Source organism: Dyadobacter sp. CY323, assembly GCF_021390245.1.
Lineage (GTDB): Bacteria > Bacteroidota > Bacteroidia > Cytophagales > Spirosomataceae > Dyadobacter.
In genome coordinates this window covers 1-20149 of record NZ_JAJUXH010000038.1, presented here as the reverse complement: position 1 = coordinate 20149, position 20149 = coordinate 1, and the positions used below count along the sequence as shown (strand labels likewise).

At 44.4% G+C, this 20149-nt stretch carries 18 protein-coding genes; 17 read left to right on the top strand and 1 reads right to left on the bottom strand.

From position 1 onward, the window contains the following. Positions 1-3 precede the first annotated feature (3 nt). From LZG72_RS28285 to LZG72_RS28245, 9 genes are all read left to right on the top strand, one after another. Positions 4-291, top strand: coding sequence for a hypothetical protein (locus LZG72_RS28285; protein ID WP_233878537.1), 288 nt, complete (start codon positions 4-6; stop codon positions 289-291). Positions 292-513: 222 nt separating this feature from the next. Beyond that, positions 514-942, top strand: coding sequence for a hypothetical protein (locus tag LZG72_RS28280; RefSeq protein ID WP_233878535.1), 429 nt, complete (start codon positions 514-516; stop codon positions 940-942). 40 nt (positions 943-982) lie between these two features. Then, entirely contained in the window at positions 983-1459 is a 477-nt protein-coding gene (locus tag LZG72_RS28275; RefSeq protein ID WP_233878533.1) for a hypothetical protein, read from the top strand. Positions 1460-1473: 14 nt separating this feature from the next. Further along, positions 1474-2091: a hypothetical protein gene (locus LZG72_RS28270; RefSeq protein ID WP_233878531.1), complete on the top strand. Its 618-nt coding sequence runs from the start codon at positions 1474-1476 to the stop codon at positions 2089-2091. A 253-nt stretch (positions 2092-2344) separates the two neighbouring features. Beyond that, on the top strand, positions 2345-2902 hold the full coding sequence (locus LZG72_RS28265) for a gliding motility-associated C-terminal domain-containing protein (protein ID WP_233878530.1): 558 nt from the start codon (positions 2345-2347) through the stop codon (positions 2900-2902). Positions 2903-3557: 655 nt separating this feature from the next. Then, complete coding sequence (locus tag LZG72_RS28260; RefSeq protein ID WP_233878529.1) at positions 3558-6575, top strand: SusC/RagA family TonB-linked outer membrane protein; 3018 nt, start codon at positions 3558-3560, stop codon at positions 6573-6575. Between the two features lie 6 nt (positions 6576-6581). Continuing rightward, positions 6582-8090 (top strand): RagB/SusD family nutrient uptake outer membrane protein, encoded by a 1509-nt coding sequence (locus LZG72_RS28255; protein WP_233878528.1) that lies wholly within the window; start codon positions 6582-6584, stop codon positions 8088-8090. Positions 8091-8315: 225 nt separating this feature from the next. Continuing rightward, the gene (locus LZG72_RS28250) at positions 8316-8525 is read left to right on the top strand and encodes a hypothetical protein (RefSeq protein WP_233878527.1); all 210 of its coding nucleotides are present in this window, start codon (positions 8316-8318) and stop codon (positions 8523-8525) included. A gap of 159 nt (positions 8526-8684) precedes the next feature. Continuing rightward, positions 8685-8957 carry a hypothetical protein gene (locus tag LZG72_RS28245; protein ID WP_233878526.1) on the top strand — a complete coding sequence of 91 codons (273 nt, stop codon included), beginning with the start codon at positions 8685-8687 and terminating at the stop codon, positions 8955-8957. 31 nt (positions 8958-8988) lie between these two features. Here LZG72_RS28245 and LZG72_RS28240 read toward each other — a convergent pair whose 3' ends face one another. Then, positions 8989-9627 carry a family 16 glycoside hydrolase gene (locus tag LZG72_RS28240; protein ID WP_233878525.1) on the bottom strand — a complete coding sequence of 213 codons (639 nt, stop codon included), beginning with the start codon at positions 9625-9627 and terminating at the stop codon, positions 8989-8991. Positions 9628-9740: 113 nt separating this feature from the next. On the opposite strand from LZG72_RS28240, the gene LZG72_RS28235 reads away from it, so the two are divergent. The 8 genes from LZG72_RS28235 to LZG72_RS28200 all read left to right on the top strand — a co-directional run. Continuing rightward, the gene (locus tag LZG72_RS28235) at positions 9741-11027 is read left to right on the top strand and encodes a hypothetical protein (protein WP_233878524.1); all 1287 of its coding nucleotides are present in this window, start codon (positions 9741-9743) and stop codon (positions 11025-11027) included. A 134-nt stretch (positions 11028-11161) separates the two neighbouring features. Further along, positions 11162-11302, top strand: a complete 141-nt coding sequence (locus LZG72_RS28230; RefSeq protein ID WP_233878522.1) for a hypothetical protein — start codon at positions 11162-11164, stop codon at positions 11300-11302. 217 nt (positions 11303-11519) lie between these two features. Next, positions 11520-11765 carry a hypothetical protein gene (locus LZG72_RS29385; protein WP_233878520.1) on the top strand — a complete coding sequence of 82 codons (246 nt, stop codon included), beginning with the start codon at positions 11520-11522 and terminating at the stop codon, positions 11763-11765. 105 nt (positions 11766-11870) lie between these two features. Further along, positions 11871-13784 carry a tetratricopeptide repeat-containing sensor histidine kinase gene (locus LZG72_RS28220; protein WP_233878518.1) on the top strand — a complete coding sequence of 638 codons (1914 nt, stop codon included), beginning with the start codon at positions 11871-11873 and terminating at the stop codon, positions 13782-13784. Positions 13785-13870: 86 nt separating this feature from the next. Beyond that, entirely contained in the window at positions 13871-16084 is a 2214-nt protein-coding gene (locus LZG72_RS28215; RefSeq protein ID WP_233878516.1) for a phosphocholine-specific phospholipase C, read from the top strand. 47 nt (positions 16085-16131) lie between these two features. Further along, complete coding sequence (locus LZG72_RS28210; RefSeq protein ID WP_233878515.1) at positions 16132-17409, top strand: amidohydrolase/deacetylase family metallohydrolase; 1278 nt, start codon at positions 16132-16134, stop codon at positions 17407-17409. A gap of 160 nt (positions 17410-17569) precedes the next feature. Beyond that, the gene (locus LZG72_RS28205) at positions 17570-18760 is read left to right on the top strand and encodes an amidohydrolase/deacetylase family metallohydrolase (RefSeq protein ID WP_233878513.1); all 1191 of its coding nucleotides are present in this window, start codon (positions 17570-17572) and stop codon (positions 18758-18760) included. Between the two features lie 2 nt (positions 18761-18762). Next, positions 18763-20149, top strand: a 1387-nt coding sequence (locus tag LZG72_RS28200) for a sorbosone dehydrogenase family protein (RefSeq protein WP_233878511.1), incomplete at its 3' end; no start/stop codon positions are given.

Below are 20149 nucleotides of genomic sequence, written 5' to 3'. Positions count from 1 at the left end.
ATTATGAAACACTTCATTTTGAATGCCACATTAGACGGTGCAGGGATTCAAGAGAATTATAATGGAGAATTCTTAAATCCAGATGAACTACTGCTCTGTCAAAAAATAGTAGAAGATCTTAAAATTTGGATATCCCGGTATCAAAAGGAAATTTGTAATGAAGACATTGATTACTTGATGGTGTGTGATATTGAAAGAGAAGGCATATGCATCGCTAGAAAAATAAAAAACGAATTGCCACATGTAAGAATAGAATATCTTTCTGATATTTTAATGATAGAAATATATTGAGATTACATAACAATTAGCATTCCCTGCTTTGCATGGATAGTATATTTTGCCGATAAGAAATTAATACTACCACTTAAAAACTCATTATCCAAAATTAGGTATTTCATGCTATAATTGGCGCGATATTGCGTCAATATCAATTTAAATAGGGTGAAGATAATTTCTATTTTAAATTAACAATACCGGAAACAATCAATACCATTTACAAACAATATATTTAATATGAGAAACCTTTCATTGATCTTCTTTATTTTGCTCTCCCCATTGGGTAGTCATGCTCAAAACCTGGCCGACTCCGCGGTAATCATTCAAAATCAGCAGCTCTACACTGTTGCAAAGCCCGAGAACCTGAATATCAAAGGACAGATAGACGCTGCCAGACATTACAAAAGATATAAGGGAGCTGCAACGGGAACATTGATAACCAGCCTGGTTTCTCCATTTATTGGTCTCATACCAGCCATTCTATGCTCCTCCACCTATCCAAAGATTGAAAACTTGGGCTACCCGAACGAAGAATTATTCAGACAACCGGAATATTACAAGGCATACACCAAAAAAGCGAAGAAGATAAAACAACGAAAGGTTTGGGCAAATTGGGGTGTTGGCTTCGGTGTTAATCTAGTTGTCATTCTGGTTCTGACAAATTAATCGAAATTTCGATCATTGAACTTATAAATATACAAATAGCATGATAGTCATTCCGCAAACTTTCAGAGGTATTGCATTTATTGGAATTTTCATGATGATTGCTTCCATTGGATTCACCCGAATGAATTCAAAAGAAAAAACTGAATACATTTCCTTAAAAGGGAAAATCATTTATCTGGATAAAACGATGGGGACATTGCCAACCAGAGACAAGGGTATTTATCGCTATTTGATAATCGATTCCTATCAATTTCCCTTTGAAATATACGCAGACGAGCAAGCGAAAATTGTTGATAGCTTAGCTGTGGGCGATCATATAACTGTATACTTTTATGAGACCGGCAATACACATTCCGAAAAACTGAATCGATATCTTCAATTTCTTGAAAAAGACGGAATCATATATTTCAAAAGAACTGGATTTCAGAGGACTATGGGTTTTATTATGATTGGTATGTCATTGGGACTGGTTCTTTTCGGATATGCACTATGGAAAACAAATAAAATAGGATATTGAAAATTAATTTACATATGAAAATAATCAGCTTAATATTTGTATCATGCATTTCCCATTTTACCCAAGCCCAAATCAACCTCACAATCGACTACAATTGTAAAGACACGACACTTGGTTTCTCAAATATTGAGGTAATAGACAACAGAGAAGGCCAGAAACTGTTAGGCTATATCCATAAAGGATTAGGAAATAACAGCAAACAAATTGTTTTCGACGGAAGTTTAGCAGACAGCCTGGCGATGTTTTTTCGAAACAAGAACGGAAGCACAGGAGATCAAAAATCGATGGTTTTCATTCTGAATGAGCTGTTCATGAATGAAAATACTCGGGACATTCCTGAAAATGGGAAACTTAAATTGTCACTCCGGTTATTTCTTGAAAATGAATCCGGCAAATATTCCGAAATACTTGCTGTTGACAGCATCTTCACCGTGAAAGGGTTTGATGTTACCAAAAAGCTGTTTCGATCGGTAAGCGAGGAGTTTTGTTCCATTTCAAACGTAGCAGCTGAACGGAAGCTGGATGACGATAAGCCCACGTTCACAAGAGATGAGCTGAATTATCTGGACAGTCTGGAAATAAGCCGGATCCCAATATTTTCAAATCAAACACCAAGTCCTGGGGATATTTAAAGACTACATTCATTTTGCACAGAATAACCCTGACATAGCAGCAAAAATAGTCATTGAGAAATCGAAGAAGGGAAAAATTACAGCCTATCGCTTCTATGGCACCAAAAAGAAAGGAGTACCATTGGAAACTACGGGTCTTTACGCCGTCTCGGATGGACTGAATTTGTACATTCAATTCCGATAGGCGTTGCGGAATAGCGTACATCTGCCCGCCGTGGCAACATTTAATTACAATTCTTAAACAACAATCCAAATGAGAAACACACTAACCTTACATCTGCTCCTATCCATTTGCACCGCACAAACTTGCTCCGCCCAAGACCAACCAAAGCCCGTCAGCCAGGAATACGAGTCCTGTTGCGGTACCCAGCCTGTCGAGTTCTCTTACGATAAGAAGCGAATTTATGTACCCAATGTTTTCACTCCCAATAAAGATGGCGTGAATGACTTTTTCCTTCCTTTTGTAAATGATATCGTTACCGATGTGTGGGGATTTACCATATACAGTGCCGTTGGCGATACGATCCTGTATCAGAAGCCTTATTTTAATTCAAAGATGGCGGCCTCCGAGTATGGCTGGGATGGACTAAGACCTGATGGATCCAGGTACAAGGGGCTGTTCAGGTATAAAATGCGTGTTGATGACATAGAAGCAAGAAAACACATTGTCGGAGGCCAGGCATGCGCGATCATCTGCAGAAGTGAATCGGAGGTATTCAAAACAAAAACCGGTTGTTATTATCCTATCCAGGCAAGTAAAGATGGCACAGTGGACAAATCGACTGCCTCTATGGAAAAGGATTGCTTCTAATTTTAACAAGTCTAACAGCTTATTAAACGTTGTTTACAAATCGGCTCAAAATCGGTAGCGTCCAGGCCAAATTGATTGCAATGTCTCTTCTTTCCGGCCTTGATCAGGCCATTTATAGTGTTTCCAAAATATCCCCATACTAAATGAACATCTCTTCGCGGCCGTCGGTAGCTACCAGCGGATTCTGTACGAAGGTTCTTTGGGCTTGTATCAGGCTAGATTTTAACAAATCGGTTCATAAGCTGCATACAGAAAACCCCGCCAAACCACGATTGCGCGGGATGTGACTTTGAGAAGTCACCGCTCAATTGTCCTACCAATCAGCCTTTCAAATTTATAGGCTTAATCCAAGTTGATAATTTTTTCTGAATTCGCTCATCGATGCATCTCCATACACGGTATGGGAATGACTTGAACAGTGTGTTCTCGTGCACATTAAATGTGTTAACGAGAACACTTTGTCAGCTTGAAAAGAACATTTTATAAATGAAAGCCAAAAATTATATGGTGGTATCACTTATTGGCTAAGAAAAAATTGTATTTTTTTATCAAAAAACCATTTTAATTAGAAGTGTAAAATCAGTTACTTTGTCGCACAAACAACAATTTGAGACTAATGAAAAAACCTAAGCCCAACCCAATTAGGAGGTACCCTATGAGCCGGTCGTTTGGCTATCCACTGGCAATGATGATAGGGTTATCTCTTGCTCATTCACCTCAGAGCATCGCGCTTCCACTCGCGGGCCGCATAAAGGTTGAAGTTGTCCAGGCAGACCGGACAGTCACCGGAACCGTGAAAGATGAAAAAGGAGAGCCGCTCGTAGGCGTAACCATTACCATTAAGAACAACAATGCGATCGGTGCTTCTACGGATTTGAATGGGGCATTTTCGCTGACCATTCCCGAAAACCTGATCAGTAACGCCACGCTGGTATTCAGTTACATAGGATACGCTCCTGTCGAAAAGGAAGTAGGTGATCAAACGGTGTTTGACGTTGCATTAACATCTGCAATTAATCAATTGGACCAGGTTGTGGTAGTTGGATATTCCGCAAAAAAGGTGAAATACCTTTCCAGCTCGATTTCAACGATCAGTAATGAAAAACTCCGGGACGTTACTTCGAACGAACTTCCAAACTTACTTCAGGGAAAAGCCCCGGGAGTTGTGGTTTCGAGCGCATCCGGCGACCCTACAAGTGCTGGACGTATATTGATTCGCGGAGCGGGTACTATTTCGGCAGGTACTTCTCCATTAATTGTCGTTGACGGAAACATTGGAGGAAGCTATAATCCCGTGGATGTTGAAAGCATTACCGTTCTGAAAGACGTTGCAGCGACGGGATTGTACGGTTCACGTGCCGCAAACGGGGTAATCATTGTAAATACCAAAATGGGAAAAGCTGGTAAAACGCTGATCAGCTTCAATAACACGATGGGATTTGCGCAAGCGACCACCGGAAATTTCCGTCTGATGAATTCTCAGCAATTGTACGATTTCCAAAGTGCTTTCTACCCCCGTGATGCGTCTGTTTTAAAAACCAACACAAACTGGTGGGATGAGGCTTTCAGAACAGGATTCGTGAATAACCACACGATTTCTGCCTCCGGCGGAAGTGAGAAAACCACTTTTTACATCTCTGCAAACTATTATAAGGAACAGGGAACACAAATCGAAAACGATAAGACAGGCTACAACTTCCGTGCGAACCTGCAATCGCAGCTGACCAACAGATTGACCGCCAAGGTTTTATTCAACGGTACCTTCAATAAGGATAACTATGCAAACAGCAATACTTTATACGATGCCTATAACAACCTTCCATTTGACCCGGCGTATGAGGCTGACGGCCAACCGACAGACGGCAGGACCTACCCGGGATGGCTGGGGCGTGAACGTGAAAACTTCCTGCATTCCGTGCAGTACAATTATGCCAAAGCGCAAAGTCTGAACGTTACGACGGACGTAGATCTCGATTACGAGCTGACAGATAAAATCACATTGTCTTCTTACAACCGGATCAACTTTGGAAATGGCCTGAGCGCGAGTTACAATGACAAACGCACGAAGCAAGGCGGTGCCAACAGCGGTGAACTCTACAACGGAACGTCTTATTCCAACCGGTTGCTGACATCGAACCGCATTCGTTATTCCGAGGATTTTGGCAAACATGGCCTTACACTTTTAGGCGTTGCGGAGGCTGAAACTACTTATTCCAGCAGTACCAGCGCAGCAGGTAAAGGCTTGCCCCCCGGGCGTGACGTAATGTCTGTGGCAACGGACATCCTCACCAATCCAACCGGATTAAACGAGCAGGTTGGTTTCCGCAAGTTTCTCGGACAAGCAGATTATAACTACGACAACAAGTATTTCCTTGTTGGATCTTTTGTAAATGAGTTTTCTTCTCTTTTTGGAAAAAATAACTCTACGGCAAATTTCTATCAGTTAGGAGCATCCTGGATTTTGAGTAATGAGGAGTTTTTGAAAAACAACAAGACCCTGACTTTCGCCAAGTTGCGTGCAAGTAATGGTACAGTGGGTAATGCAGACGGTCTAAGTAATTTTGCTTCGTTGGGATTGTATACGATTTCGGCGGACGCATCTTACTCAGGACTTCCGGGCGCAGCTCCATCACAAAAAGGAAATCCGGATCTAACCTGGGAGAAAATCAAATCATCCAACATTGGATTTGATGTAAGCTTCTTCAACCGCATTGACCTGGTTGTGGATGCTTATGTGAAAGAGGCGAGCGAACTGTTGTATCGCAAACCGTTGGCGGCAACGACCGGTTACAGCTACGTTTGGGTAAATGCAGGATCGATTCGTAATAAAGGGATCGAGTTTAGTCTGACATCTACCAACATCAAAGGCAAGGATTTCAATTGGGAAACCAATCTGAACATGGCTTTCAACCGCAACAAAGTTCTTGAACTGAGCGATGGTTCTACGGTGTTCAACTCCGGTGCACGCCAGCCTATCGCTGTGGGTCACAATATGGATGAATATAATATGCCGATCTGGGCGGGTGTAAATCCTGAAAACGGCGATCCGCAATGGGAGAGAATCGTAAAGGATGCAAATGGTAATGTTACCAAAGAACTGACCAGTACTTACAACCAGGCACAAACTGCCGATTCACGTCAGTTTACCGGAAAAACGGCTGCACCTAAGTTTACGGGCGGGCTTTCAAATACAGTGACCTACAAAAACTTTACCTTATCTGCATTCTTTAACTTCGTTTACGGAAACTGGGTGTATAACGAGAGCCGGGTTTATTTCGATAACGATGGTTTTTACGAGGCATATAACCAAATGGTACCAGCCAAAGATTGGAACCGCTGGGAAAAGCCGGGCGACGTGGCTACGCACCCGAAAGCAATTGTTGGGGGTAATAAAGATTCCAATCAATCTTCTTCACGTTACCTGGAAGATGGTAGTTACATCCGTTTGAGAAACGTTCGCGTGGGGTATTCGCTTCCTGACAATGTTTTGGGCAGAAGTGGCTTCTCAAGAGTGTCCGTTTTTGTAAGTGGTGACAATCTTTGGACTGCGACCAAGTTTTCAGGTCCGGATCCGGAAGTAACCTTATCACAGGTTGATTTAAGCTCGGGATTATCCAGCTTAAGATATCCAATCAGTAAAAAATATCTTATCGGGATCAACTTTTCATTCTAATATCACATGAGACAATATTCAATACATAAATTAGTATTAATGGGCGTGTTGACACTCGGTACTGTATCGTGTGAAAAATACTACGAGCCCACGACTTCCATTGACGAAGAATCGGCACTTACCAATGCGGGAGATGTCGAAACGGCCACCATTGGCACCTACGCGGTATTATTGAATGCGGCTTATGTCCGCAGCGTGCACTTTCTGATGGAATATCCGAGTGACGAAATTGCGCAGGGACAATCGTCTGGTGACGATCTTACGCGGGCATATCGTTACACCCATATCAATACTTCAAGTCACGCTACCAACTTCTGGGGCCAGGCATACAAGGTGATCGCGGCGGCTAACAAAATTATCGCCTACGTTCCCGACGAGTCGTCCATTACATTGCGCCAGCTCAAAGGTGAAAACCTGTATCTGAGAGCGATGATGCATTTCAATCTGGTGCGCGTTTTTGGACGGCCATATAGCCAACAAAGTGGTGGTAATCCGGGTGTTCCGCTTCTTTTGGACGGATTAAGTGACGATCAGATCAACACAATTACCCGTAGTTCGGTAAAAGACGTCTATGACTCTGTGATTCAGGATCTGATCAAAGCAGCCGATTTAATGTCTGAAAACAAATCGAACTCGTTTGCCTCGAAAGAAGTAGCGCAGGCGCTGCTTTCACGGGTATATCTTTACAAAGGCGAGAATGATAACGCCATTAAATACGCCGACCTGGTCATCAAGTCGGGACGTTACAAGCTCGTTCAGGGCGGAGAGTTCAGCGGCTATTTCAAAACGGCACCTGCCAGTAATGCAGAAACCATTTTTGCGATCCGTCACACCAAAGTGCAGGACAGAGCTTTCTCGGCCATTGGATCGATGTATTTTAGCGCCGACGCTTCGGGAACTGCCCAGGGGCAGGGAGTAAGTGGCTGGGCGGAGATCTATGCCTCGAAAAAGTATGTTGATTTTCTGAGTAAGAATCCAGGTGACCTGAGAAGTAATTTTGTTACTCCTTATACGGTCAACGGCGTTTTACAGTATAATGTAAAATTGTCGCCGTCCACGCCAATGTATTATGTCAATAAATACTCAATGCAGGAAGGTGTGATCAACCTGAGCTCGCCGGTATACCTGCGACTTGCGGAAATGTACCTGATCCGGGCGGAAGCCAACGCAAAGTTAGGCAAAACGGCCGCTGCATTGGAAGATGTGAACCTGATCCGCCAGCGTGCCGGATTAACGGGCACTCAACTTTACACCGTTGCGAATTTGGGTACAAAGACGATCCTCGACGTCGTAATGGAAGAACGCTGGCTTGAACTTGCGTTTGAAGGACACCGTTCGTATGACCTGTTCCGTAATAACTTACCCATGGAAAGGAATTATCCGGGAACACATTCATTGAACAATACGCCGACAACCAACATTACCCAGAAAGTATTGCCGACCGACCCGCGCATTATATTCTTCATACCGCAAGCCGAAATCGATCGTAATTCGAAACTGACTCAGAATCCCTAGGTATTGAATGTTGTTCTTTTTAAGGTGGCGCGGGGCTTTCTCGCGTCACCTTTTTTGTTTCAAAGCATTCCCAAATCTTCCGAAGTGCGAATGCCAAATTTTTCAGCTAAAAATAATCGAGTTTCCTACAAATTCATAAAACTGCAATGAACTTAAAGATTACTTTTGTAAAATAAATTTCACGAAACACTTGTAGAATAATCTACATAATTATACATTTGAACTATGAAGCAATTCACCTCGATTCCTGAGGCTTTTGAATGGTGGCTTAAAAACATTTACCCAAGTTTGCCACCAGATATTAAGAAAGGAAAGCCGGTCTCAGCATGGCGAGATTACACGCATGGTGGAGGAATTTCGGAGAAAAGAATGAGAGAAATTTTGGTAGAATTTGGTCATTTCAAAGTTGATATTATTCTTACTTATGAGCCGTAAAGGCTTTTTATTTGCGTTAAAATTGTAGAATATTCTACAAGGCGCTTTAAAGCAAAAGCCCGAATGCAAACTCATACACACACTATGGAGCATTCGGGCTAGTTCAACAATCATTAACAATTAAACCGTCATAAAACTATAAACACAAAAACAAAAACAATGGAAAATCAAGCAAACGGTAAAAACGAGCTACTTATCGGAAACGAGCCACAATTAATCGAACAGTATAACATCATCCGCAACTTTTTCGCCACGGATTCGGGCAGCGAAATCATCGGATCGTTAAATGCCCTGATGGAATCGGTTCTATTTGATGAAAATATGGAGGCGGTAACACCTAAAATGCGCATTGATATTGTAAACCAGCTCCGCGTCATTACATTACTATCACAGCTTGAAAGGAATTATCAGGCTATCGGTTACAGGATTTGAATGCAGGCAGGATCGAAAAAAGCGGAAATCCTCATTTAGTAATCTGAAAATTTGCGAAGGAAGGATCGGACATCGGCCCAGCCCATAATGCGATCTTTCCAGTCGTGAATTTGCTCAGACTTTCCACTTCCAGGCTCGGTGTGGGCGAGTTATCGACGTAAACTTTAATCAATTTCCCTGATACCGTAATTCTGACATGAAACCAGTCGTCGGGATTTGGAACGGGGTTTACCTTGTTTTCATACTTGCCCGGGAAACTTTCGCGGAGTTTCGGCCAGGGATTATCCGGCATGGAGGTATATTGTACCGAGCGGGGCCGCCGAACTGTATCGGGGTTCATGAAATTGAATGGACGGAAATAAACGACCTCGTTGGTCTTGAAATCCTGCACATGGAAGGCAACCCCTATGAAACTTTGCTGAAGTACATTTTTTCCTTTTACATCAAATTCAATGCTTCCTTCTGAAAATGTGTAACCTTTTAATAGCATAAACCCTTCGTCTTCTGCAACGCTGAACCGAATTGCTTTTTTATCGCCATCTGTGAATGCTTCGACTTTCCGGTTTTGGACTTCCCAGATGTTGAGATCATGCAAATCGGGTCGGATCGTTTGTGCGAGACTGGGTAATGAGGTAATGAAAACTAAAATTGTTGCGAGTAAGAATTTCATAGCGGTTCGTTTTGATCTTGATTAGTTCATTGAGACAAAAATCGTCTGATTGAGTTACTTTTGGTTGTTCAAGTTTGCGCCAAATTTATACAAACGCGTAAATTCCACTAGCCATGACAAAAAACGGAGACGAACAGGCAGTGAGCCGCTGCCTGGCGCTGATCGAGTCGAAACTCGGCTGGGGCAATAACGAAAAGTGGGCTAATTACGATTTTGAGAAATTAAGCGAGGAAATCAATGACGCTACCGGCGTTCGTTTGAGCGTTACCACATTAAAAAGGATCTGGGGGAAACTAAAATACGACAGCGCCCCTACGCTGACTACATTAAACACATTAGCACAGTTCGCCGGATTTGCAGACTGGCGCACCTTCAAGCAGACGGAAAGCAACATTTCTGCGAAAGAGGAAGTTGTGGAGCAGATACCAATACTATTTTCAGTCCCAAAAACCAGCAAACCAAAATTCAGATATTACTGGCTGTCCATGATAATCCCATTGTCTTTTATCGGCTACCTATTGATTCCCTCGAAAGGAAAAACCATGTCGGAAGTAGCTGATAGCAAGTTTTTTACTTTCCGGGCGGACAAAATCCAGACAGAAGGAGTTCCTAATTCAGTCGTGTTTCATTATGATGCCAAAGCTGCAAAAACGGATTCCGTCTTCATCGTCCAGACCTGGGATACCAGAAGAAAGAAACTTTTGTCGAAAGTAAAACACGCCCATTCAGCCATTTATTATTACCCCGGCTTTTTTCGCACCAAACTGATCGCGGATAATGAAGTCGTAAAAACGCACGATCTCTGGATTACTTCCGACGGCTGGCTGAGCCTGGTAGAAGGTGAGCCGATGCCGCTGTATTTCAAAAAAGAAGATACCGTAAAAAATGGCGTAGTGGAGGTGAATGAGGCTGTTTTGAAAAAATACAACCTGTCACTTCATCCCAAAGCCCCGCCAATCCGGGTATTCAACCAGCGCGATATGGGCGATCTGAAGAGCGACAATTTCATATTTGAGACCTACATTAAAAATGATTTCAACCAGGGCTCGAATGCATGTCAGCCCATGGAGGTTTTGATCCAATGCAAAGACGATATCATCATCATCCCGCTTGCTGCAAAAGCCTGCGTGGGCGACTTGTTCATAGCATTCTGCGGTACTTACGTCAACAGCAAAGATGCAGATCTGTCCAAATTCGGCGCCGATCTGAGTGAATGGACAAAGCTCAGAGTGGTGACCGTTAACAAGAAAGCGACCATTTTCGTAAACGACATAATGGCCTATTCGCTGAATTTCCCACATGATCCGACGGGGATCGTGGGAGTGCAATACCGGTTTAATGGGACCGGGGCGGTGAAAGGGACTTGGTTTCAGGGAGGCGGAGAGGTTGTGCGGTTTTGAAGGTTGGGTTGATTTGCGGTATCACTTTTTTTATCTAGATTTACGTTAACATGTTCACCTAAATTCGCATGGGATAGGGTGGTCCGTTAAACTTCTGTTCTTGCCAAACAAACATATATCACATACTAACACTAATGGAGAAGAATATCAAAATTAATAAACCAATGCCGGAGGCGATCAGCCAGGCATTGAGGGAAAAGCAAGAGTTTAAAGAAAAAGTACAGTCTGGGGAGATCAAATTGAAATCCTCTCAAAAAGGACTTACTGTTGCCTGACATTTACCCTCTTGAACTAATTGAGCAGTCCGGCAATCATTTTCTTTATCAATTCACTTCTGAGAAAAGAGGCGACTACGTAGTTCGATTCAGCAAAGCAACTTATTTTTTTAATGCGGTATGCACTTCCTGCGAGAGCATATATGAGGTTTGCTTTTTTCCTGTGGGAAGCGAAAAAGGCTTTGATCATAGAATTAGAGACACTCTGGTACATGCCATGGAATCGTTCATGAACGAGCATCAATGCCCGCTTTTATATGTTTGCGAAAGTCTGGATGGTCTGGAATCTTGCAGATTGGCATTATTCGAAAAATGGAGCAATGCGCTAAAACGTTCAGGTAAAATTTTCCAACACGATTACAGACGTCTGGAATGGCTCGATTCGGAAATCCTATTAGGGATTATTGCTTCGCCGTGGGACATGAATTTTGAATTGTATTTCCGTGAGATTGGCACGGAATAAACCCTTAGCCACGTATCGCTCCATTATTTCCCTTGCTTATGAACCCGTAATTTGTAATATTTATTTGACTACTCTCATTGAAGTTAATTAGCAAATTGCAGTGTTATGAAAATTCTCATAATCTGGGCGACCCTATTCCTTATATCCGTTCAGTGCAGCTTCGGGCAGGTGGAAATCATCCGGAAACTGAAACAAACGCTTCCCCAGGTCAGGGATAGCATCCAGTATGTGGATGTGCTCAACAAGATTTCCCTGCTTTTTTATGAGCAAAATGCAGATAGTTCGCTCTATTATTCCAGGATCGCCCGCGACATTGCCTACCGCCTCGACTACGCAAAAGGAATAGCCGACGCGACCAATAATCTGGGGATTGTGTATGATATTAAAGGCAATACTCAGCTCGCATTGAGATACTACAACGACGCCTGCAATCAATATAAGCTACTAAAAGATTCGTCAAACATCGTACAAACGCTCATGAATATTGCGATGGTGTATAGCGTCAGTGGCAAGGATCAGAAGGCGATCAGTAATTTCAGACAGGCGCTCTCGCTCGGAAACCGTATTGCAAATGATTCGATAACGGCACTGGCGATTTACAATTACATGTTGCTTTATCCGGGTGAGTTCAAGGGTGAGGTGAAAACTAAAAATATCAGTCAGGCTAGCGCTATTGCATTTAAATATAAAGATCTGCGAATGCAACTCGCCATTGAGCAATTGCAGGCCAATGACTACATCTCTTCTAATCAGCGGGAAAAAGGTATCAAATTGTTGCAGGAAACGCTTGCGCGGAGCCTGCAAATGGAGCTTTTCTTTTTCAGTATGGATCTGATGATCCAGTTGGGAGATTTGCATTTAACTACTGATCCTGACATTGCCATTGCTTACTACGAGCAGGCTTTGGAAATCACGGAACGAAAGGGCTATCGCGTATATGCCAAAGTAATTGGTGAGAAACTCTACGATTATTATGAGAGTAAAAACGACACTTCCAAAGCATACGTTTATAGCCAGGAGTTGATGCGGCTTTTTGAAGAACAGGCCGATATTGATAAGAAATCGGGCATAGATTACATTGAATATGCGGTGAAGGATCAGGAGCTAAAATCGGAGCGGGTTAAATCCCTCTATAACTCCCGGCTTTTGTGGCTTGCAATAGTAGTTTGCGTGCTTACGATCCTCAGTATCGTGTTTTTGTGGAGAAACTGGTTACTCACCAAAAAAACCAATTCAGTGCTGCAAATGCAATTTCGTCAGCTCGAAACGACCACCGAAGCATTGGAATTGAGTAACCAGAATTATGCGAAAGTGATTAAGATCGTAGCCCACGATCTGCGGAACCCCATCGGCGCCATTAACGGAATCAGCACATTGTTGCAGGAAGATGATCTTACGGTGGAAGAGCGGAAAGAGTTTGTTCAGCTCATTCACGATTCGAGTAATAGCTGCATTACACTGATTGGCGACTTGCTTTCGACTGATTTTCACTTTAAAGAATCGGAGCTTCGGAAGGAGGGAATTAACTTGGGTCCATTCTTGCAGCAGGTTGTTACCTTGCTGACTTTCAGGGCAAGCGAGAAAAACCAGCAGTTGATTTTAAAAGATCGGGGACCCTCCGAGATCCTGGCAGATCGTGACAAGCTTTTGCGGGTGATCAATAACCTGGTGGTGAATGCAATTAAATTCAGTCCGGAAGGAGAAAACATTGAAGTCTCCACTGAACAAATCAGTGAAGGTGTTATCATAGCGGTGAAAGACAATGGCTTAGGTATTCCTATCGAAGCTGCGGGTAAGATTTTTGATCCTTTCACGACATCGAAAAGAACAGGTACTGCCGGCGAGCAGCCTTTTGGTCTGGGTTTGTATATTTCAAAACAAATCGTCGAGGCTCACCAGGGAAAGATCTGGTTTGAAAGTGAAGCCGGAAAAGGAACGTCGTTTTTTGTTTTTATTCCGGTGGATTCAACATCAAAGCATTATCAGAATCACCTGCCACTGGCTTCGGCAAACGGTTGAGAGAGAAAGTCATTAAGTGCGGTTACCGTTATAAAAGGAGTAATATAAGCCATTTAGCTCCTCTTTAAAGCAATTCCATTCTAATTATGACAAACCTCAACCGCCGCAAATTCATTCAACTTTCCGCTGGCGCTACCGGTGCTGCGGCTGCGCTGAATATGCTCCCGCCATTGATCCAAAAGGCTCTGGCTGTGAATGCGTACAATCCTTCCAAGTCCATTAACGACGTACAACATGTGGTAATCCTGATGCAGGAAAACCGCTCTTTTGATCATTATTTTGGCACGATGAAAGGTGTTCGCGGGTTCGGCGACCGGTTTCCCGTTCCGCTCGAAAGTGGCGAGCGGGCATTTCACCAATCCGATGGAAAGAAAATTATACCGCCGTATCGTGCCGATAAAAAAACGATGAATGCAGCGCTGATCCATGGAACGCCGCACGATTTCCCGGATACGCAGGCAGCCTGGAACCAGGGCAAATACGGGTTTTGGCCAAAGTTTAAGACGCCGTTTTCAATGGCTTACTATACTCGCGAGGAGATTCCGTTTCAATATGCCTTAGCCGAATCTTTTACGATCTCGGATGCGTACCATTGCTCGATCGCGACCGGCACCGATCCAAACCGGATTGTTTTCTTTTCCGGATCCAATTTCAATCCCGAAAAACGTGCTGCGGGGATCAACTGTACCGATGCCGACTCGGAGCCCAGCAATTTGCGCTGCTGGGTGACGCAGGATGAAAGCTTGCCGGAACCGCATTATAAGTACCGTGGGAATGCATTTAAATGGGACACAATTCCCGATGCATTGCAAAAGGCAGGTATCAGCTGGCGCATTTACCAGGATCCCAAAGACAATTGGGATGGAGCTATGCACGGCTGTCTGGCTTTTGAAAGTTTCCGCAACGCCAAACCCGGCTCGCCGATCCATGAAAATGGGATGAAACATTGGTCGCTGGAAGATCTGACGAAGGATGTTAAAGAAAATAAATTGCCGCAGGTAAGCTGGATACTGCCTTCTCAAAGCAACTCAGAGCACCCAAGCGGACCGTCGAGCCCGAATCGAGGAGGTGATTTTACGCATCAGGTACTCACTGCAATAACTTCCAATCCAGAGGTGTGGAGCAAAACCGTTTTCTTTCTGACTTTTGACGAAAACGATGGTTTGTTCGATCATTTGCCGGCTCCGGCGGTGCCATCGTATAATGCGGATGGTAGTCTGGCGGGCAAGTCCACACTGGAGCTTTTGGGGATGTATTTTAATAATAAAAACGGCACTGCCGAATTCCCGAACCCATTTCACGCGGATGATATGGCCAAAGGCGGGCCGGTACGGAAAAGAGTTTATCAGGATAAAAGAGATACGATTTCAGGCAATCTCCGCCCGTGGGGAATGGGGCCCCGCGTACCGATGTACATCATTTCGCCGTGGAGCAAAGGCGGCTGGGTGGATTCTCAGGTAGCAGACCATACTTCTGTCGGGCAGTTTTTGGAGAAGCGTTTTGGCATTCACCTCGCCGCGATCAGTCCATGGCACAGGTCGGTGAGCAGCGACCTTACTTCCGCATTTGATTTTGTAAATCCCAATGATCCGCGTTTTCCGGAGTTGCCTGCCACGGCGAATTATGAAGATTTGGAAGCAGCTTCAAAACAACTGCCGCAAGCTGTGGCGCCTGCGACCATTATGCCGCTTTTCCAGGAAAAAGGGACGAAGTTTTCCAGAGCATTGCCTTACAACTTACACACGCATGCCAAAGTTGATGGAAATTCGAAGAGCATCAGCCTGCTATTCAGCAATGCGGGAAAAGCCGGAGTGGTGTTTCACGTCTATGATCTTAAACATTTAGAAAAAATCCCGAAACGCTACACCGTCGAGGCGAATAAGTCACTGACTGACGAATGGGATTTGTCCGCGGATGCCGGTACCTATGATCTGGAAGTATATGGCCCAAATGGATATTTCAGGCATTTTTCGGGTGATAGTAACAAACCAGAGCCGGAAATTAGTGTCAAGTATGATTCGAAAAAAGGAGCGGTTATACTTACGGTGCAATCCGGGAGTAAGTTTTCTGACATTACGGTTGTTTCCAATGCGTACGATTACAAAGGTCCGTGGGACGCGAAAGTGACTGCTAATGCAAGTTTTCAAAAGACCTGGGGACTGGCTGACAGCGGAAACTGGTATGATTTCTCGGTAAGCTCGAAAGACGGAGGAAGCTTTTTACGTCGGTTTGCGGGCAGGGTAGAAACAGGCAAGCCAGGCATTACCGATCCTGCAATGGCACTGGATATTCAATCATAGCCTCCATACTGATTGCGAATTTTTGTCTATCCTAAATTCTTCAGATAATGTTCCCTGCATTAAAACGGCGCAATTTTCGCAACATTCCGGCATTGACCTGCCTGCTGATCTTCCTTTTTACATCTGATTCCTTTGCACAGGAAATCGATATGCTCCTGAAAGGCGGACATGTTATTGATCCAAAAAATAACATTGATACCGAAATGGATGTCGCGATCACGGCTGGAAAGATCGTGAAAGTGGCGAAGGATATTCCCGGAAATACGGCTAAGAAAGTGGTAGACGTCAAAGGATTTTACGTCGCTCCCGGCTTTATTGATATGCACGCCCACGTGTTTAATGGTACTACCCCAGATGCTTACATTGCCAATGCGTCCACTAGCTTACCGCCTGATGGGTTTACGTTCAGAACGGGGGTCACCACGGTCGTTGACGCGGGTTCTTCGGGCTGGCGGAATTTCAGGACATTTAAAGCGCAAACCATCGACAAAGCTCAAACGCGGGTTTTGGCATTTCTGAACATTGTGGGTACCGGAATGGCAAGCCGGTATGAGGAGCAGGATTTATCGGACATGAACCCGGTCATGGTGGCGAATATGATCAAAAAGTTGTTTCCGAATATTATAGTCGGCATTAAGTCGGCGCATTATTGGGGGGATTATTCGCAGGTTCAAAAGGCAGTGGAAGCTGGTAAACTGGCGGATGTGCCGGTTATGGTGGATTTCGGTGAACATCGCCCGCCATTGTCCATTGAAAAGCTATTCAAAGAATACCTACGGCCGGGTGACATTTTCACACATACTTATGCCCACGGACCTAACGATCGTGAAACAGTTGTGGACGAAAACGGGAAAGTCAAACCATTCATCTTCGAAGTCCAGAAAAAGGGATTGATCTTCGATGTTGGGCACGGAGGTGGTGCATTTGCGTGGCGGCAGGCGATTCCGTCTTTGCAGCAAGGTTTTAAAGCCAATGTGATCAGTACCGATCTGCATACCGACAGTATGAATGGCGGAATGAAAGGTCTGGACAACATTATTTCCAAATTCCTGAACATGGGTATGTCGCTGCCCGACGCCATTCTCCGCGTGACCTGGAATCCGGCGCAGGTAATCAAACGTCCTGATCTGGGAACATTATCAGTCGGTTCAGAAGCTGATGTGACTGTTTTTAATGTAAGAAAAGGGGATTTTGGTTTTTTGGATACAAGAAGATTGAAGTTGAAAGGAGATAAGAAACTCGAAGCTGAGCTGACATTGCGCGCGGGAAAAGTGGTGTGGGATTTGAATGGGACTGCGGCGGCGGGGTGGGAGAGTGAGAGGTGAAATGTTAGATGTGAAATGTTAGATGTGAGATGTGAGATGTGGGATGTTAGATGTGGGATGTTAGATGTGAGATGTGGGATGGGTGTTTTGTTTTAATGGACTTGAGATGGTTTTTGGACTTACTATTTTCCTGTGGAAAAGGGTTGTTTTACCGGCGGTAATGTTGCTCTGTTTTGGCAGTGCTTTTGGGCAGAGATATGAGATGGTTATTCGAGGTGGGCATGTGATTGATCCTGGTAATCAGGTTGATAAGGTTCAGGATATTTTGATTGATAAAGGGAAAATTGTTAGAGTAGCTGATTCTATTTCGGATTCTGCGGCCAGAATCATAGACGCAAAAGGTTTATACATTACCCCCGGTTTTATTGATACCCATACCCACGTTTTTGTCGGGCCGGAAGCTGGATTGTTTGCAAATGGGGTCAATAGCGTTTCTCCGGATGATTTTACATTCCGGGCCGGAGTTACCACAGTTGTTGATGCAGGTACCTCGGGCTGGCGGAATTTTCGGCTTTTCAAAAGTCAGGTGATTGATCAATCCAAAACCAGGATACTGGCATTTCTGAACATTTCTGGCGAAGGTATGATCGGCGCGAAAAGAGAGCAGAACCTGGAAGATATGAATGCAGATTCCACCGCTGCATTGATCCTGAAATACCCCGAAAACATTGTTGGCGTGAAAATTGGCCATTATAATGGAAAGGATTGGGCACCATTTGATCGGGCTATTTCGGCAGCTACAAAATCCAGAAAACCCTTGTTTGTAGAATGCCATTTACCCGAGTATCCATTGGAATACCAATTGGCAAAAATGCGGCCGGGAGATATGATCACGCATTCTTTTGAAAATATAAAAGAACGAATGCCGATTGTAGGAGCCGATGGAAAAGTGCGGCTTTTTGTATTAGAAGCTAAGAAACGGGGGATCTTATTCGATCTGGGACATGGAGGTGCGGGGTTTTGGTTCGACCAGGCGATGCCTGCGGTGAAGCAGGGTTTTTATCCCAATTCTTTCGGGACAGACCTGCACCGTTTTAGCATGAATTCGGGAATGAAAGATATGGCTAATGTAATGTCCAAGTTTATGGCGTTGGGATTGACACTGGAACAAGTCGTAAAAATCGCTACCTGGAATCCTGCCAGGGCAATCGGGCATGACGAATTAGGTAATCTGAAAGAAGGTGCCGTGGCTGATCTTGCCATATTTCGCGTGCGTGAGGGTGAATTTGGCTTCGTGGATTCTGCGGGAACGAGCATTACCGGTACCAGAAAACTGGAAGTTGAAATGACAATCCGCGACGGAAAGATCGTGTGGGATTTGAATGGTTTAGGAGCAAAAAAGCAGAAATAGCGATGACCAGGAACTTCTACCAAAAAACAAAAAGAATATTGAACGCGGCATCCGCATTCGGGCTGCTGACGATTCTGATCCTAGCCGCGAGGCAACCGGAAGACAAACTTCCAGCCGGTGACGCCGACAATGGCGGACTTGCCACGCCCGACGGATTTGAAACATTGGTAGTCGCGGACAGTACCGGCCAGGCGAGGCACATTGTGGTCAATGAGAATGGGGACATTTACATTAAGCTTCGTTATTTTGGAAAAGGACAAGGTGGCGGAACGGTCGCATTGCGCGATACTACCGGCGATGGTAAGGCCGATATCATCAAAAATTTCGGGACTTATAAAGATCATAGCAGTTTTGCCAACGGCATTACCATCCAGAATGGCTACCTCTATTACAGTTCCTCACTGGTCGTATACCGCAGTAAACTGATCCCGGGCCAGCTTTTGCCGGATGAAGAATATGAAACCATATTGACGGATGATCACGAACATGGGACGCATTGGCACATTACCAAACCCATGGCTTTTGACAATAAGGGAAATATGTATGTTCCATTTGGTGCACCATCCGACGCTTGTCAGGATATGGTGAATTCGCCGGGCGGGAAGCCGGGAAGTGTAGGGATAACACCTTGTCCGGAACTTGAAAAACATGGCGGAATCTGGAAATTCAGCGCAGATAAACTGAACCAGACGCAAACTGACGGCAGCCTTTTCGCAACCGGATTGAGAAGTATTGTGGGGATGCGATGGAACAATGCCGATCAGAACCTGTACGCAGTAGTTCACGGAAGAGACAATCTTCACCGGTTGTTTCCGGAATATTTCTCTTCCTGGCAGAGCGCCGTTTTACCTTCGGAGGAGTTTGTGAAAGTAACGCAGGGTACGAATCTGGGTTGGCCTTACTACTTTTTTGACCAAATGAAAGGGAAGAAAATGCTGAACCCGGAGTACGGAGGAGACGGGAAGAAAGAAGGAGAAGGAGCGAAATATCAGAAGCCGATCATTGGTTTTCCAGGTCACTGGGCACCAAACGACATCCTTTTTTATACTGGAGATCAATTTCCGGAACGTTACAAAAATGGGGCGTTCATAGCATTTCACGGGTCTACAAATCGCGCACCTTATCCGCAGGCGGGTTATTTTGTCTGTTTTGTTCCGTGGGTAAATGGCAGGTTTTCTGATAAATGGGAAGTATTTGCCGATGGTTTTGCAGGTATGGACCCGATTATCAATGTGAGCGATGCCAAACACAGGCCCATGGGATTGGCGCAGGGGCCGGACGGTTCACTTTACATCACCGATTCCAGGGTAGGAAAAGTGTGGCGCGTGATGTTCAAAGGAAATAAAAAGTCATTCGGGACTGCGCAGCTGGCATCAATGGAAAAACATA

Excerpts from the sequence above, each read along its gene's own strand:
- LZG72_RS28285 (WP_233878537.1), top strand. The coding sequence starts at position 4 with ATGAAACACTTCATTTTGAATGCCACATTAGACGGTGCAGGGATTCAA.
- LZG72_RS28280 (WP_233878535.1), top strand. The coding sequence starts at position 514 with ATGAGAAACCTTTCATTGATCTTCTTTATTTTGCTCTCCCCATTGGGT.
- LZG72_RS28275 (WP_233878533.1), top strand. The coding sequence starts at position 983 with ATGATAGTCATTCCGCAAACTTTCAGAGGTATTGCATTTATTGGAATT.
- LZG72_RS28270 (WP_233878531.1), top strand. The coding sequence starts at position 1,474 with ATGAAAATAATCAGCTTAATATTTGTATCATGCATTTCCCATTTTACC.
- LZG72_RS28265 (WP_233878530.1), top strand. The coding sequence starts at position 2,345 with ATGAGAAACACACTAACCTTACATCTGCTCCTATCCATTTGCACCGCA.
- LZG72_RS28260 (WP_233878529.1), top strand. The coding sequence starts at position 3,558 with ATGAGCCGGTCGTTTGGCTATCCACTGGCAATGATGATAGGGTTATCT.
- LZG72_RS28255 (WP_233878528.1), top strand. The coding sequence starts at position 6,582 with ATGAGACAATATTCAATACATAAATTAGTATTAATGGGCGTGTTGACA.
- LZG72_RS28250 (WP_233878527.1), top strand. The coding sequence starts at position 8,316 with ATGAAGCAATTCACCTCGATTCCTGAGGCTTTTGAATGGTGGCTTAAA.
- LZG72_RS28245 (WP_233878526.1), top strand. The coding sequence starts at position 8,685 with ATGGAAAATCAAGCAAACGGTAAAAACGAGCTACTTATCGGAAACGAG.
- LZG72_RS28240 (WP_233878525.1), bottom strand. The coding sequence starts at position 9,627 with ATGAAATTCTTACTCGCAACAATTTTAGTTTTCATTACCTCATTACCC.
- LZG72_RS28235 (WP_233878524.1), top strand. The coding sequence starts at position 9,741 with ATGACAAAAAACGGAGACGAACAGGCAGTGAGCCGCTGCCTGGCGCTG.
- LZG72_RS28230 (WP_233878522.1), top strand. The coding sequence starts at position 11,162 with ATGGAGAAGAATATCAAAATTAATAAACCAATGCCGGAGGCGATCAGC.
- LZG72_RS29385 (WP_233878520.1), top strand. The coding sequence starts at position 11,520 with ATGGAATCGTTCATGAACGAGCATCAATGCCCGCTTTTATATGTTTGC.
- LZG72_RS28220 (WP_233878518.1), top strand. The coding sequence starts at position 11,871 with ATGAAAATTCTCATAATCTGGGCGACCCTATTCCTTATATCCGTTCAG.
- LZG72_RS28215 (WP_233878516.1), top strand. The coding sequence starts at position 13,871 with ATGACAAACCTCAACCGCCGCAAATTCATTCAACTTTCCGCTGGCGCT.
- LZG72_RS28210 (WP_233878515.1), top strand. The coding sequence starts at position 16,132 with ATGTTCCCTGCATTAAAACGGCGCAATTTTCGCAACATTCCGGCATTG.
- LZG72_RS28205 (WP_233878513.1), top strand. The coding sequence starts at position 17,570 with ATGTTGCTCTGTTTTGGCAGTGCTTTTGGGCAGAGATATGAGATGGTT.